This window comes from Pseudomonas tumuqii, from assembly GCF_013184545.1.
Lineage (GTDB): Bacteria > Pseudomonadota > Gammaproteobacteria > Pseudomonadales > Pseudomonadaceae > Aquipseudomonas > Aquipseudomonas tumuqii.
Genome location: NZ_JAAOJA010000004.1, coordinates 1 through 14,823, shown reverse-complemented (window position 1 = coordinate 14,823; position 14,823 = coordinate 1). Strand labels below are relative to the sequence as shown.

Below are 14,823 nucleotides of genomic sequence, written 5' to 3'. Positions count from 1 at the left end.
GGGTTGACTCAACAGGCGGTTGAAACGTAGGCGAAATGGCCGAAACCAGGCGACGCTGGAACTGCTCAAGAGGTTGCCAGCCAGCGTTGCCGCACCCGGCGCATGGCTTGCCACAGCTCGGCCTTGCGCACCGGCTCGTCCATCAGCAATTCCAGCCCCGGCAGCGCCCAGGCCGCCCCCAGGCCGTCGATCTGCAACTCGCGGTTGTAGGCCTCGGCATCGGCGTCGCCAGCGAAGCGGATGGCCGGCAAACCGACCAACCACAGACAGATGCAGGGTTGCTGCTCCTCCAGGCGCGCGGCGATGAAGCTCTGCACATAGTCCAGCGCGGCCTGTGGCCCCTGATCCATGCTGCCGCGCGCCAGCAATGGCCAACGTACCGGCTCACCGACCAATTGCGGGCTGTCCGGCAGGCCGGCGGCGCGCAGCAGATCCTTGAGCAGCAGGTAGGCCGGATCGCGGCCCTGCAAGGGTTCGCCGGTCGGCAGCTCGACCAGCAAGGCGCAGTCGCCGGCGCGCAACAGTTGCAGGGCGAAACGCGGCGGCGGCGCAGCCACTGGCTTGGCCGCTACAGGCGGCTCGGCCTCGGCAGCGGCGTCCGCTTTGCCACTGCGGGGCATGACGCTGGGCCGCGGCACCTCGATCTTCGGCCGCTCGGCTGGCGGCTCGGGCCTGCTCGGCGGCGCGGGTTCGCTGGCCGGCACCGCGACCGGCGGCGCGGCCGCGACTGGCACCTCCGGCGCTGCCGGCTGCAGCAGCTCCGGGCGTGAGGGGGCAGCAAAAGGCAGCTCCACCCGCGGCAGCCAACTGGCCACCTGCATGGCGCTCAGATACGCGCGACGCCGCAGCTCTGCAATCAAACGTCAGCCACCTGCGGGTGGGCCTTGTGCCCGGCCTGCATCAGGTTGAGGGCATTGATATAGGCCTTGGCCGACGCCACCAGAATGTCGGTGTCGGCACCATTGCCGTTGACGATGCGCCCGGCCTTTTCCAGGCGCACGGTGACTTCGCCCTGGGAGTCGGTGCCCTCGGTGATGGCGTTGACCGAGTACAGTTGCAGGCTGGCCTGCGAACTGGCAATCGACTCGATGGCCTTGAAGGTCGCGTCCACCGGACCGGAGCCTTGCGCAGCCGCCCTGCGCTCCTGGCCATCGACACTGACCACGATCTGCGCCTGCGGCACTTCGCCGGTTTTGCTCGCCACTTCCAGACTCAGCAGCTTGAAGTGCTCGGGCGCTTCGGCGCTCAGGCTGTCGGAAACCAGCGCCTGCAGGTCTTCGTCGAAGATTTCGTGTTTCTTGTCGGCCAGCTCCTTGAAACGGGCAAAGGCGGCGTTCAGTTCGCCCTCGCCGGCCAGGACGATACCCAGCTCCTCCAGCCGCGCACGAAACGCCGCACGCCCGGAATGTTTGCCCATGACCATCTTGTTGGCATTCCAGCCAACCGACTCGGCAGACATGATCTCGTAGGTCTCCCGGTGCTTGAGCACACCATCCTGGTGAATACCCGATTCATGGGCGAAGGCGTTGGCGCCGACGATGGCCTTGTTCGGCTGCACCGGGAAACCGGTGATGCCGGAGACCATGCGCGAGGTACTGAGGATGTGGGGGGTGTCGATGCGGGTGTGCACGCCGAGCAGATCTGCGCGGGTCTTGATCGCCATGACGATCTCTTCCAGCGCGGCGTTGCCGGCACGCTCGCCGAGGCCGTTGATCGTGCATTCCACCTGCCGGGCACCGGCCACCACGGCGGCCAGGGAGTTGGCCACGGCCAGACCCAGGTCGTTGTGGCAATGCACGGAGAACACCGCCTTGTCGGCATTGGGAATGCGCTCGAGCAACTGCCGGATCATCTCCGCGTACTGGTGCGGAATCGCGTAGCCCACGGTATCCGGAATATTGATGGTGCGCGCCCCGGCATCGATCGCCGCTTCGACAATCCGGCAGAGAAAATCGATCTCCGAACGACCAGCATCTTCACAGGAGAATTCCACGTCGGCGCACAGGTTGCGCGCGCGCTTGACCGCATGCACCGCCTGCGCGACCACCTGATCGGGCTGCATGCGCAGCTTGTACTGCATGTGGATCGGGCTGGTGGCGATAAAGGTGTGGATACGCCCGGAGTTGGCGCCCTTGAGCGCTTCGGCGGCGCGGTCGATGTCGGCATCGAGGGCGCGCGACAGGCTACACACGGTGCTGTCCTTGATGGCGTCGGCAATCGCCTTGACCGCGGCGAAGTCACCCGGGCTGGCGATGGCGAAGCCGGCTTCGATCACATCGACTCGCAAACGCTCCAGAGCCTTGGCAATGCGCAGCTTCTCTTCACCGGTCATGGACGCGCCGGGGCTCTGCTCGCCGTCGCGCAGAGTGGTATCGAAGATAATGACGCGGTCGTTGCTGCTCATGCTGGGTTCCTCACGGATGCGCAGAAGCACACGCCCGATGTGGGGGCGCATGTCGATAAGGATTGATTGTCGCGTGAAATGCCGCGGGCGGGAAGCGTGATGGACGCCTGCGTACCATCGCGGCTAAAGCCCCTCCCACGGGCCAGAAAGCAAAACGCCCACCAAAATGGTGGACGTTGGGCTGATCGAGCGAGCTAGGCGCAGCCGATCAGAGGGCTTGATCCCAGGGACGGTCGCCGTTGGCGTCCTTGATCCGGGTCGGCAGGCCCATCACGTCCAGCAGCTTGAGGAACGGCTCGGCCGGCAGCTGTTCGACGTTGGCCATGCGCGCCACATCCCAATCGCCCCGGGCGACCAGCAGAGCGGCGGCGACCGGCGGTACGCCGGCGGTGTAGGAAATGCCCTGGCTGTCGGTCTCGGCATAGGCATCGGCGTGGTCGGCGACGTTGTAGATGAACACCTCGACCGGTTTGCCGTCCTTGCTGCCTTTGACCAGGTCACCGATGCAGGTCTTGCCGCTGTAGCCCGGGGCCAGCGAGGCGGGGTCCGGCAGTACGGCCTTGACCACTTTCAACGGCACCACCTGCAGACCTTCGGCTGTGGTTACCGGCTGCTCGGAGAGCAGGCCGAGGCTGTTCAGCACGGTAAACACATTGATGTAGTGCTCCCCGAAGCTCATCCAGAAACGCACATTGGGCACGTTCAGGTGCTTGGACAGGGAATGCACCTCGTCATGCCCGGTCAGGTACAGATTCTGCTCGCCGACCACCGGCAGGTCGTCGGTGCGTTTGACTTCGAACATCTTGTTGCTGGTCCACTGGCTGTTCTGCCAGCTCCAGACTTGGCCGGTGAATTCGCGGAAATTGATTTCCGGATCAAAATTGGTGGCGAAGTACTTGCCGTGGGAACCGGCGTTGACGTCGAGGATGTCGATCGACTCGATGCTGTCGAAGTACTGCTGTTGCACCAATGCAGCATAGGCATTGACCACGCCCGGGTCGAAACCGACGCCGAGGATGGCGGTCACGCCTTTTTCCTGGCACTCGGCCAGCTGCTTCCACTCATAGTTGCCGTACCAGGGCGGCGTTTCGCAGACCTTGCCCGGTTCTTCGTGGATGGCGGTGTCGAGGTAGGCAGCCCCCGTCTCGATGCAGGCGCGCAGCACCGACATGTTGAGGAACGCCGAACCCACATTGATGACGATCTGCGATTCGGTCTCGCGGATCAGTGCCTTGGTTGCTGCTATATCCAGCGCGTTCAGCGCGTAAGCCTTGATCTCGGCCGGCTGCTTCAAGCTGCCTTTGGCCTTTACGCTGTCGATGATGGCCTGGCATTTGGAGATGTTGCGCGACGCGATAGCAATACGACCCAACTCGTCGTTGTGCTGCGCGCACTTGTGGGCCACCACCTTGGCGACACCTCCTGCACCAATGATCAGAACATTCTTCTTCAATTTCTTTGTACCTCCTTTAACCGCCGGTCTTCAGGAAAGACTGGACAGGTAGTCGTCGAAACCAAACTCACGAACCAGCTCGACGCTGCCATCGAGTTGTCGCACTGCAATAGACGGCATTTTAAGACCGTTGAACCAGTTTTTCTTGACCATGGTGTAACCCGCTGCGTCGATAAACGACAGCCGATCGCCGATGGTCAGCGGACGATCGAACTGGTATTCGCCGAAGATATCCCCAGCCAGGCAGGATTTACCGCACACCATGTAGCTGTGCTCGCCATCACAGGGGGCCATCTTGGCGTCCAGACGGTAGATCAACAGATCGAGCATGTGCGCTTCGATGGAGCTGTCGACCACGGCCAGATGCTTGCCGTTGAACAGGGTGTCGAGCACCGTGACTTCCAGGGAGGCGCTCAGGGTGATTGCAGCCTCGCCCGGCTCCAGATAGACCTGCACGCCGAAACGCTCGGAGAAGGCCTTGAGGCGTGCGCAGAACTGATCCAGCGGATAGCCTTCGCCGGTGAAGTGGATACCGCCACCCAGGCTGACCCACTCGACCTGCTCAAGCAGATGGCCGAAGCGCTCTTCGATGGAGCTCAGCATCTGCTCGAACAGCTCGAAGCTGGAGTTCTCGCAGTTGTTGTGGAACATGAAACCGCTGACCTTATCCATCACCCCGGCGATCTTTTTCGGGTCCCACTCACCCAGGCGACTGAACGGGCGTGCCGGGTCGGCCAGCAGGTAATCCGAGCTGCTCACCTGCGGGTTGACCCGCAGGCCACGCACCTTGCCGGCGGACGCCTCGGCGAAGCGCTCGAGCTGGCCGATCGAGTTGAAGATGATCTTGTCGCAGTTGGCCAGCATCTCGTCGATTTCATCGTCGGCCCAGGCCACGCTGTAGGCGTGGGTTTCGCCGGCGAACTTCTGCCGACCGAGCTTGAGCTCGTACAGCGACGACGAGGTGGTGCCGTCCATGTACTGCTGCATCAGGTCGAATACCGACCAGGTGGCGAAGCACTTGAGCGCCAGCAGCGCCTTGGCCCCGGACTGCTCGCGCACATAGGCAATCTTCTGCAGATTGCCCAGCAGCTTTTGCTTGTCGATGAGGTAGTACGGCGTCTTGATCATCTGTGTGCCTATACAAGGTCAGCCGGCAGGAAATCAGCAGTGCCAACCCCCTCCCCAAAAAGTGGAGGCGAATTGTGCCGATAACCGACGCATATCGAAAGAGCAACGGGGATATTTCGTCTGACAACCGACCATTGGCGACGCTTTAACGCAAGCGCCGGCCAGCCGCAGCCGCGCTGGAGCGCCCGTAGCCTATGGTTGCAGGCGCCAGACAGGATGCACAGCAAGAATGACCAACTGGTGACAGCAATGTGCCATGCAGACGCGCCGATTGCAGGTTATTGCGGCGCAAAGCGACTCAGCCCTGGCGAAACAACCCGAGCAGGTGCCGGGCAATTGCCCCCTTGATCGCGTTGATGCTCGGTGGCGAGCAGTGCGCCAGCTGGAGCGGATTGAGACGGTGCAGGTGCAACGACGGCATGCGCGCCTCGAACCCGCGCAGATCCTCCTTGATCAACACCGGCAGGAACGACTCGCCCCTGGACCGATAGCGCTGGATCAGCAACCTGAGGCCATCCTGAAACGGCAATTCCCTGGAGGCCACCAGGCGATTGTGGCTGGGAATTTTCAAATAGAGGCCAGGGTAGCCCATGGTTTCGCCCGGCAGGATATGGATACCGGTGGGTTCTACCGCATGGGCCGGGATGTCATGGAAGGTCTCGCTCCAGCAGCGCTCGTCCGGGAGGATGGTGATGTCGCCATGATCGCTCGGCGGCACCACGAAGCTGTAGCTGCTGTAGAGCGTTGCCGCATAACCCGAGTAGACGCACAGGCGGTTCTCGAAACGCTGCAGGAAGGCGATTGCCTCGCGACGGTCGGTGATGGCGTCGAGATCCCAGTCCAGGTCACGCTGATCCTGCAACTCGCGCCAACAGGCATCGACATAGGCGGCGGAGGTGGACGACATAGGCTCGATCCCAGCAGGGGCTTTGATCGGCTATCGCAGAAAACATGCCAGCGAATTCAGTCACTTGAATGGGGCTTCCAGCGCATTCGGATAATCCGAGCACGACTGCGGCGGTCGCAAACTGCCGCATTGCGTCACCTGCGCCAACAAAGCGCCTCCGATCGGTTCAGGCTCAATCGATTGCCGGTCGATGCAGTACAATCGGCGTTTTTCCCAGATTGAGCGACCGGCCTTCGATGATCGATCCCAAGCGCGTACTGCGCGCCCTTGCCGAACACTGGACGTTGCTCGAACCGCTCTGCGAGCGCTTCGATAGCGGCACCCTGAGCCTGATCGAGCTGCGCAAACAGCTGACGGCGCAGTTGCCGGAGAGCACGCCGGTGGACATTACCGCCCTGCTCGACCAGTGGATCCGCCTGGACATCCTGGTGCCGGTGGCCAAGAGCCCCAACCGCTTCGAGCTGAACGCGCAGATCCACGACTTCCTCGCCTACCTGCGCCGCGAGCACCGCTTGGGCTTGTGTCTGGAGATCGAGGCCTATTTGCGCCACCTCGAGCGCCTGGCCGGCTATATCAAGGACGCCTTCGAGGTGCGCGACGCCGCCGACCTGGCGCGCCAGCTGCGCCTGCTGGATATGCGCGTGCGTGACGTGCTGAAGAAGCTGGCCAACGACGAACAGGCGCTGGTCGCCGTGGCCGAGCGGGCCAAGACCAGCGACCGGCAGATCCCGTTGCGCCAGCGTTACGCCGAGGTGCTGGCGACCTGGGACGAATACGTCGAGCCGATGATCCAGCTGGTCGCCGCCGACGGCGCCTTCGAGCAGGGCGTCTACCGCGTCGAGCATGTGTTGCTGCGCCTGCTCGGCGAACAGCAGCGCCTCGGCCAACTGGTCGACGATGACCTGCTGCTGCGTACCCACGCGCGCATCCTGGAGATGCAGACCACCGCCCAACTGACCCTGCGCCGCGCCCGCGAACTGCTGCTGCCGCTGCGCGAGGAGGCGCGTCGGCACAACGCCGTCACCCGTGGCGCGGCCCTGGCCCTGGCGGCGATCCGCCGTAAAGGCCTCGACGCGGTGCCGCAGGCATCCTTGCCGCTGTTCAGCCGGCCGCAGAGCACCTTTCTCGGTACCGCGTCGCAGGTCGAGGCCTATGTCTATGCGCTGGCGCGCTTCGAGCCCAAGCCGGCGCAATTCCCCAAGGCCAGCACTGCGCGCAAGGGCGAAGCACCGCGCGCGCCACGCACCGCCCGCGAGATGCTCGAACGCTGCGAACAGGCGTTGCCGCTGCCGGATTTGATGAGCTGGCTGCTGACGCAGGAACCCGAAGGTGCCACCGACGAACTGCTGTATTGGTTCTCGCGCCTGTCGCGTGACGCGCGCTTCCAGCGCGAGCGCCTGGAACGCCGCGATTACCTGACCGCCGAGCACCAGCTCAGCCTGAGCTCATTCACCTTGCTCCGCGCCGCGCCATAGGCTGCTCGCGCGCAGCACAACCGAATCCGCGGTGCGCACCGCGCACCCTACGTACAACGCGCTGCCGCCGCAGCGAATGGATTGCCATGAATATCGACCTGAAAGAACTGACCCAACTGGCACCGATCTTCCGCGAGCTGTTCAAGGGGTATCACGTCAGCCGCCGCGACCCGGAGCTGTATGCTCAGCTGTCCAACCAGCAGGACCAGTACCGCGCGCTGTTCAAGGCGCTCGGCTATGAGCTGGTCTGCGATAGCCGCGGCTTCTACTATTTCGTTCCCGAGCAGATGGGCGCCCAGGTCAACAAGACCGCCCAGCGTTTGGCACTGTTCACCTTCATCCTGGTCGAGCACCTCGCCGACCAGGGCCGCGACCCGTTGGCCGTGCTCGACGGTGGCAGCCTCGGCCGCGATGAACTGCCGCCGCTGCTGGAAAAATACCGTGACCTGTTCCTCCAAGCCGAGGTCACCAGCGTTGAGGAGCTGGAAGAAAAAGTCATGCGCCGCCTGAACCAGCTGGGCTTTGCCAGCGAAGACAACGGCATCTACCGCTTCCTCGCCCCCATGCACCGCTTTCTCGATGTCTGCCTGAGCGTGCAGCAGGATCGCGACCTGGCCGCCACGCTGCACAGCGCCCTGCCGCTGCCGACCCCGGTGCTGCTGGACGATGAAGCCGAGGACGACATCATCAGCCTCGCCGAAGAGTATGCCGACGAATCCGAAGAAGACGCCCTGGCCCGTGCCATGGCCGACGAACACGCCGTACAGGAGACCCTCGCATGAGCCAGGAACGCTACGGCATTCGCCGCTTTGCCCTGTTGAACACCGCCGGCTACAGCCTCGGCCTGTTTCCCCTGGAAAACCCGCTGTCGGTGTACGGTGCCAACAACCTGGGCAAATCCGCCTCGATCAACGCCCTGCAGTTCCCCATCCTGGCGCGCATGTCGGACATGAGCTTCGGCAAGTACAGCCTGGAGCAGTCGCGCAAGTTCTACTTCGCCACCGATACCAGCTACATCCTCGTCGAAGTCGCCCTGCCCCACGGCCCCCACGTGATCGGTGTGGCCGGGCGCGGGCCGGGCGGCGGTTTCGGTCACCAGTTCTTCGCCTACCAGGGCGAGCTGGACCTGGCCCACTACCAGAAGGACGGCACCTGCCTGCGTCAGCGCGAGTTGTTCAACGCCCTGGAGCGCGAAGGCATCAAGGCCTTTGAGCTCAAGCCGGAAGAGCTGCGCCGCCTGCTGGTCGGCGGCCACACCTCGATACCGCTGGACCTGACCCTGATCCCGCTGCGCTCGACCAGCGAGCAGAGTCTGAAGACCTTCCGCGCGTTGTTCATCAACCTGCTGCATATGCGCGAGATCACCGCGGCCAAGCTCAAGCAGCTGTTCCTCGACGCCTTCGAGCACAGCCTGCGCTCGGGCAGCGTCGACTACATCGCCGCCACCGAAGAGGCGTTCCGCGATGTGCGCCGGATGGAGCAGGACTACCAGGCGCTGGTCAGCGCCGGGCCGCTGATCGAGGCCCTGGCCGCCGGCGTGGCCCAACGCGAGCAACTGCGCGGCAAGTTGCATCGCCTGTCGCCACTGCTCGATTCCCTGCTCGGCACCTGGCAGGACTATGCCGGCGCGCGCCGCGAAGAGCTGGTGATCCAGGCCGAGCATTACCGCGGCGAACAGGATGGCCTGCAGCACGAACAACGCGGCGGCACCGCCGAGCTGATGCGCCTGGAGCGCGAGATTAGCGAAATCCAGCGCTGGCTCGGCGAGCTGGCCGTACTGAAGAACCGTTTCGCCCTGGTCAGCGACGTGCAAGTGCTGGAGGCGCAACTGCTCGCCGCCAAGGACGCCCACGACGAACTGGCCGGCGCCCTGGCGCAGTCGCGGCAGTTCTCCAGCGAAGATCTGGACGAGCGCCTGAGCGATCTGGACAAACGCCTGAAGTCGGTCAAGCAGCAGCTCGAACACGCCGACAACAACAGCTACTCGCGCCTGCGCGAAGAGTTCTCCCAGGCCGACGTCGACCGCCTGATGCGCCTGTTCAATGGCCAGCTGTTCAGCCTGCCACTGGGTGAAAAAGGTATTCAAGTTGGCGATGGCGAGGCCTGGGTAAAATCCCTGGAAGCCGTGCTGGATGGGTTCAAGGGCGAGCGCTTCGAAGTACCGGGCCTGTCCATCGACCTCTCGCATATCGAACCGCCGGCCCTGCAAGCGCTGGCCGACCGTGCCGCGCTGCGCGACCAGAAAGACCGCCTCGAGCGCGAATACAAGCAATTGAAAACCCAGCAGGCGGTGGCCGCCGACCGCGCCGCCAGCAAGGCCCAGGCCGAACAGTTGTACCAGGCCGTGCTGGATGCGCAGAAAGCCCTGGAGGATTTCCGCCGCAGCCAGACCCTGGCGGTGGAAGAAAACGGCAAGCTGGAACAGCTTGCGCAGTTGGAAGCCGCCCAGGACGAACTCAAGCGCGCCTCGGACGCCTTTACCGAGCGCGTGCAACAATTGTCCGCCAAGCTGCAACTGGTCGGCCGTCAGCTGGCCGACCTGGAAGCCAAGCAGCGCACCCTGGAGGACGCCCTGCGCCGCCGCCAGCTGCTGCCGGCCAATCTGCCGTTCGGCACGCCGTTCACCGACCCGCTGGACGATTCCCTGGACAACCTGCTGCCGCTGCTCAACGACTACCAGGACGCCTGGCAGGGCCTGCAGCGGGTCGATGGGCAGATCGAGGCGCTCTATGCCCAGGTACGCCTGAAAGGCGTGGCCAAGTTCGACAGCGAGGACGACGTCGAACGCCGCCTGCACCTGCTGGTCAACGCCTATGCCCATCGCCAGGACGAAGCGCTGACCCTGACCAAAGCCCGCCGCGCCGCCGTCACCGATATCGCCCGCACCCTGCGCAATATCCGCAGCGACTACGACAACCTGGAACACCAGCTGGCGCTGTTCAACCGCGAGATCAACAAGCGCCAGGTCTCCAACCTGGAGAGTTTTCGCATCGTTCTGGCGCCGAACAAGGACGCGCTCAAGCATATCGACCAGATCATCCACAGCGCTGGCCAGTACGAGCAAGGCGAGACCCTCTCGGTGTTCGACCTGCAGCAGAGCAGCGATCAGGACAGCAAGAACGAGGAAGCCAAGGAATATCTGGCGCGCCTGGTCGCCGCCAACCATAACCAGTTGGGCCTGAAGGATCTGTTCGAGCTGGCCTTCGAGATCACCAAGGTGCATGGCCAGCCGGTGATCCACACCGATATCGACGGCGCAGCGTCGAACGGCACCACCATGACCATCAAGGCGCTGACCAACATGTATCTGCTGCTGCACCTGATGGATCGCGATCAGGCCGGACGCATCCGCCTGCCCTACTACCTCGACGAGGCGGCGGATATCGACGAGAAGAACCAGCAGGCCTTGATCGAAACCAGCCTGCAACTGGGCTTCGTGCCGATTCTCGCCTCGGTCAAGCCGCAGGTCTCGGCCCATGTGGCCATCGACCTGGAAGGCGGCAGCGGACCGAACGGCATCTATATCGACGAGGCGGATTGGAAATACATCCAGCGCCGGGAGACCAGCAAAACACAGGCTCTGCCTGTCGAAGCTGTCGAACCGGCCTGAAACATCCGACACAACTAACCCGGCCCGCCTAGGCGGTCCTGATTAGTTGTGATGTGCCTATTTCGGCAAGGCGATCTTCGGTGCCCAACCCAACCATTCGCCCTGTGGCTCGTCGAACAGGGCAAAGGTCTGTCCCGCCCGGGCCTGGTTGCTCGTGGGCTCCTCCGGCGTGGCGAACGCCACGCCGCCTTCGATCAGGGTTTCCAGGGACTCGCTACGCACCTTCACGCCCTTGAACAGTCCCGCCTCGAAACCAACGCCCGAGGTATTCCAGAAACGGCTGCCGGTGCGCACCAGGCCGGCATAGCGCGGCTCGATGAGGATATGAATCAGCACCCGATCCGCGGTCGGTCCCAGCTCATAGCCAGTCACCTTGCCCACCGGCACTTCCCGATAACTCACTGGCACCCCGGCTTTCAGCGAGCTGCGCCGCGTGGTGCTGAGCACCAGATGCAGGCCATGCTCCTCCACCTCTTGGCTCGGCGGTCGGGCCAGCGCGATGAATTCGGTCTGTCGGGACGCGGCCTTGTGCGCCGGCAGCACTTCCAGGTACTGGCCACTGACCAGGGTATCCAGGTTAGTCACGCGGGTCAGGCTGAACTCCGGTTTGACCACCCAGAACCGCGTACCAACCCGGGCGATCTGCTCAGTCGCCAGGGTCACGCGAGCACGCAAAACCACAGCCTGCAGGTCATCACTGAGCTCGATACTTTCGACCTTGCCGACATCCAGGCCTCTGTAGCGTATCGCCGTGCCCGGACTCAGGCCATCACCGCGCTCCACCCTGATGGTGATTGCCATGCCATCCTGCATGGCCGTTTCGCGACTCTCGTAGAGGTTGAAGCGCGGCACTCGTCTGGACAGGGCAGGTGCCTGCATATCCGTGGTTTCGAACGCGATGCCGCCAGACAACAGGGTCTGCAGCGACTCGCTCTTGACCTCGACCCCGGACAAACCGCCTTTCAAGGTAATTCCACTGGCATTCCAGAAACGCGTCGAGCTGTTCACCAGATGTACATACTCGGGCGCGACGTGCAGCCCAAAGACCACACGCCGATTGTCGCGCGCGAGCTGAACGCTCTGCACCGAACCGACAGCTACCTGGCGATAGAGGATCGGACTGCCGACGTCCAGTGAACCCCGGCTTTCGCTGAACAGCACCAGGTGCAGGCCGGGCGCATCCAGGTTGAGTGGTGGGGCCTTGGGCCGCGCCACGAAATCGCGCTTGGTTGTCGCGCCCTTCTCGCCGGGGCGCACGGCAATGTAATTGCCCTTGACCAGCGCCTCCAGACCGGTAATACCGGCCAGGGAAATCGACGGTTTGACCACCCAGAACTCGGTGCCATCAACCAGGTAGTCTTCAGTGCGCGGATCGAGGCTCAATTCGGCCAAGGCGCCGGTCAGGTCATCATTGATCTTCAGCGCCTTCAAGGTGCCGGCCTGTACGCCGTTGTACAACACCGGCGTGCGTCCGGCCTGCAAGCCTTCGAAATCGGTCATCTTGACCAGCACCCTGATGCCGGCCTGAGCTGCGTCGAAATCTTCATACAGGCGAAATGGAATGCTCGGGTCGGTCGCCGGACTCTCCTTGCGATGCTCCGGCGTGGCGAAGGCGATCCCGCCCGCCACTATGCTGGCCAACGACTCACTGCGCAGCTTGAAACCCGACAATCCGGCGTCGATACTGATGCCGCTGGCATTCCAGAACCGCGTATGTTTGCGCACCAGGGCGGCATAGGTCGGCTCGATATAAAGCTTCACCTCGACCGTGCTCTGATCGTCGGCGAGGGCATAACTTTTCACCCGGCCAACCTGAATCTGCTTGTAGAACACCGGACTGTCGCGATTCAGCGAACCGAGGCGCTCGGCCTTCAAGGTCAGATGCAACCCGGGCCGGTCATCCGATAACGGAGGGGGCTCGACTAGGGCCTCGAACTCCAGAGTCGGCTCACCGTCACCAGGACTTACCGCAATGTAATTACCCGACACCAGGGTTTCCAATCCGGTGATACCCGCCAGGCTCACGCTCGGCTTGACCAGCCAGAAGCGCGTGTTACTGCGCAGGTGCGGCTCAACCTTCTTGTTCATTTCCACAGTAGCGACAACGCCGAGGTTTTCACCACTGTCATCCAGTGTCATCGCCTTGACCTTGCCGATCGCCATGCCCTTGTAAATCACTTCAGTCTTGCCGGCCTGAATGCCTTCGCCGCTCGGGAAGACCACCTGAATGTCGATGCCTGCCTGACTGTAGGCGCGCCAAACCAGCCAGATACCGATCAGCAAGGCAATCAGCGGCAACACCCAGATGGCCGACCAGTTGGAAGCGGGACGCGTTCTCGCCGTCGGTAAATCAGTCATGGTCGTCATTCGACTCCGTGTTATCCCAGATCAAGCGGGGATCGAAAGTTAAAGCCGCGAGCATCGTCAAAATCACCACGCTGGCGAAGGCAATCGAACCGAAACCAGGCTCGATACTCGCCAGGCTGCCGAACTTGACCACCGCGACCAGAATCGCAATCACGAAAATATCCAACATCGACCAGCGACCAATCCACTCGATAAAGCGGTACATGACTATCCGCTGACGCACCGAGATTGGCTGATGGCGCTGCACCGAATACAGCAGCAAGGCAATGCCAAACAACTTGAACGTCGGCACCAGAATACTGGCGATGAACACCACTGCGGCAATCGGCAGCATACCGAGGTGCACCAGCTCGATGATGCCCGACATGATGGTGTCGGACTGCCCCTTGCCCAGCGAGTTGACGGTCATGATCGGCAGCAGATTGGCGGGGATGTACAGCAGCGCAGCCGTCAGCAGCAATGCCCAGGTACGAATCAGGCTGTTCGGGCGACGGGCATGAATAACGCCCCCGCAACGCGAACAAAACTGCCTGGGACTGTCAGGCTCCAGCTTATTCAGCATATGGCATTCGTGGCACACCAACAGGCCCGCATCAATTGCCCGCATGTGCATCTTCCCCGGATAACGCCCGCCAAATCTGATGCGGGGACATCGTAACCTCCAGCCAAACCTGGACCAATAACAAGGCCACGAAACACACCAAGCCAATCCCCAGGCTCAAGTCGGCGATATCGGCCAGCTTGACGATCGCCACCAGGATGCCCATCAAATAAACCTCGAGCATGCCCCAATCACGCAGATGGTGATAGATACGGTAGAACAGCAAGCCATAGCCACGGCCAATGTTCCAGGCAATGCTCAGTAACACCAGTAGCTGGCAAAGCAGCTTGAGCAAAGGCACCGCCATGCTGCAGAGAAACACCACCACGGCCACGCCCTGCATATCACTTTCATACAGCCCAACCACACCACTCCACACCGTGTCCTCGGTCGTCTGACTGAGCAAGTTCAGCTGCATGATTGGCAGAAAATTAGCGGGGACGTAAAGCAACAGGGCAGCAAGCACCAGAGCCAGGCTGCGTCTTACAACCTGATGGCGCTGGGAGTAAAGCTCAAAACCACAACGTGGGCACTCAGCCCGCTCGCCATCCGCCAACTGCGGCCGACGCATCAATAGATCGCACTCATGGCACGCAACCAATTCATCCAGTGGCAGCGTCGACAAGTCATGAGATTCAGCCGAATCGGCCATATGCAAAGGCTCAAGCGAAGTGAATGACTATTCTAGACGAGCAGAGCACAGAACCGTGCCTTCTGACATCGCAGGATGGGATGCCTGCGCCCGGTCTTTTCCGCGCACAAAGACAAACCCCCCACCTGCTTACGCAGATGGGGGGTTTGGAATATAAGCTTGACGATGACCTACTCTCACATGGGGAAACCCCACACTACCATCGGCGATGCATCGTTTCACTACT

The 14,823-nt window shown here is 62.5% G+C and carries 11 protein-coding genes; 3 read left to right on the top strand and 8 right to left on the bottom strand.

The genetic code is table 11. The annotated features are described in order from the left end of the window. Positions 1 to 65 precede the first annotated feature (65 nt). The 5 genes from G9C89_RS09015 to G9C89_RS08995 form a co-directional block, all read right to left on the bottom strand. A complete protein-coding gene (locus G9C89_RS09015) occupies positions 66 to 860 on the bottom strand; it encodes an energy transducer TonB (RefSeq protein WP_172147544.1) in 795 nt (264 codons plus the stop codon). Beyond that, the gene (locus tag G9C89_RS09010; protein ID WP_172147543.1) at positions 857 to 2,404 is read right to left on the bottom strand and encodes a 2-isopropylmalate synthase; all 1,548 of its coding nucleotides are present in this window, start codon (positions 2,402 to 2,404) and stop codon (positions 857 to 859) included. The genes G9C89_RS09015 and G9C89_RS09010 overlap by 4 nt, the downstream gene beginning before the upstream one ends. Before the next feature lie 208 nt (positions 2,405 to 2,612). Further along, complete coding sequence (locus G9C89_RS09005; RefSeq protein WP_172147542.1) at positions 2,613 to 3,857, bottom strand: saccharopine dehydrogenase family protein; 1,245 nt, start codon at positions 3,855 to 3,857, stop codon at positions 2,613 to 2,615. Between the two features lie 30 nt (positions 3,858 to 3,887). Next, entirely contained in the window at positions 3,888 to 4,985 is a 1,098-nt protein-coding gene (locus G9C89_RS09000) for a carboxynorspermidine decarboxylase (RefSeq protein WP_172147541.1), read from the bottom strand. A gap of 298 nt (positions 4,986 to 5,283) precedes the next feature. After that, positions 5,284 to 5,892, bottom strand: a complete 609-nt coding sequence (locus G9C89_RS08995; RefSeq protein ID WP_172147540.1) for a hypothetical protein — start codon at positions 5,890 to 5,892, stop codon at positions 5,284 to 5,286. 236 nt (positions 5,893 to 6,128) lie between these two features. Between G9C89_RS08995 and mksB the strand changes: the two genes are divergently transcribed. The 3 genes from mksB to mksF all read left to right on the top strand — a co-directional run bounded on the left by mksB (position 6,129) and on the right by mksF (position 10,977). Next, entirely contained in the window at positions 6,129 to 7,367 is a 1,239-nt protein-coding gene (gene mksB / locus G9C89_RS08990) for an Mks condensin complex protein MksB (protein ID WP_172147539.1), read from the top strand. An 86-nt stretch (positions 7,368 to 7,453) separates the two neighbouring features. Then, on the top strand, positions 7,454 to 8,149 hold the full coding sequence (mksE, locus tag G9C89_RS08985) for an Mks condensin complex protein MksE (protein WP_172147538.1): 696 nt from the start codon (positions 7,454 to 7,456) through the stop codon (positions 8,147 to 8,149). Beyond that, entirely contained in the window at positions 8,146 to 10,977 is a 2,832-nt protein-coding gene (mksF, locus tag G9C89_RS08980; protein WP_172147537.1) for an Mks condensin complex protein MksF, read from the top strand. The genes mksE and mksF overlap by 4 nt, the downstream gene beginning before the upstream one ends. 57 nt (positions 10,978 to 11,034) lie before the next feature. Here the strand turns inward: mksF and G9C89_RS08975 are convergent, their stop codons facing one another. The 3 genes from G9C89_RS08975 to G9C89_RS08965 are packed head-to-tail and all read right to left on the bottom strand — an operon-like array spanning position 11,035 to position 14,597. Further along, entirely contained in the window at positions 11,035 to 13,335 is a 2,301-nt protein-coding gene (locus G9C89_RS08975) for a PqiB family protein (RefSeq protein WP_172147536.1), read from the bottom strand. Beyond that, positions 13,328 to 13,951 (bottom strand): paraquat-inducible protein A, encoded by a 624-nt coding sequence (locus tag G9C89_RS08970; RefSeq protein WP_172147535.1) that lies wholly within the window; start codon positions 13,949 to 13,951, stop codon positions 13,328 to 13,330. The genes G9C89_RS08975 and G9C89_RS08970 overlap by 8 nt, the downstream gene beginning before the upstream one ends. Then, on the bottom strand, positions 13,938 to 14,597 hold the full coding sequence (locus tag G9C89_RS08965) for a paraquat-inducible protein A (protein ID WP_172147534.1): 660 nt from the start codon (positions 14,595 to 14,597) through the stop codon (positions 13,938 to 13,940). Before G9C89_RS08965 ends, G9C89_RS08970 begins: the two co-directional genes overlap by 14 nt. Positions 14,598 to 14,823 lie beyond the last annotated feature (226 nt).

What these genes read in the sequence shown, in the direction of transcription:
- G9C89_RS09010 (WP_172147543.1), bottom strand. Translation starts at nt 2,404, where the DNA reads ATGAGCAGCAACGACCGCGTCATTATCTTCGATACCACTCTGCGCGAC.
- G9C89_RS09000 (WP_172147541.1), bottom strand. Translation starts at nt 4,985, where the DNA reads ATGATCAAGACGCCGTACTACCTCATCGACAAGCAAAAGCTGCTGGGC.
- G9C89_RS08995 (WP_172147540.1), bottom strand. Translation starts at nt 5,892, where the DNA reads ATGTCGTCCACCTCCGCCGCCTATGTCGATGCCTGTTGGCGCGAGTTG.
- mksB (WP_172147539.1), top strand. Translation starts at nt 6,129, where the DNA reads ATGATCGATCCCAAGCGCGTACTGCGCGCCCTTGCCGAACACTGGACG.
- mksE (WP_172147538.1), top strand. Translation starts at nt 7,454, where the DNA reads ATGAATATCGACCTGAAAGAACTGACCCAACTGGCACCGATCTTCCGC.
- mksF (WP_172147537.1), top strand. Translation starts at nt 8,146, where the DNA reads ATGAGCCAGGAACGCTACGGCATTCGCCGCTTTGCCCTGTTGAACACC.
- G9C89_RS08975 (WP_172147536.1), bottom strand. Translation starts at nt 13,335, where the DNA reads ATGACTGATTTACCGACGGCGAGAACGCGTCCCGCTTCCAACTGGTCG.
- G9C89_RS08970 (WP_172147535.1), bottom strand. Translation starts at nt 13,951, where the DNA reads ATGCGGGCAATTGATGCGGGCCTGTTGGTGTGCCACGAATGCCATATG.
- G9C89_RS08965 (WP_172147534.1), bottom strand. Translation starts at nt 14,597, where the DNA reads ATGGCCGATTCGGCTGAATCTCATGACTTGTCGACGCTGCCACTGGAT.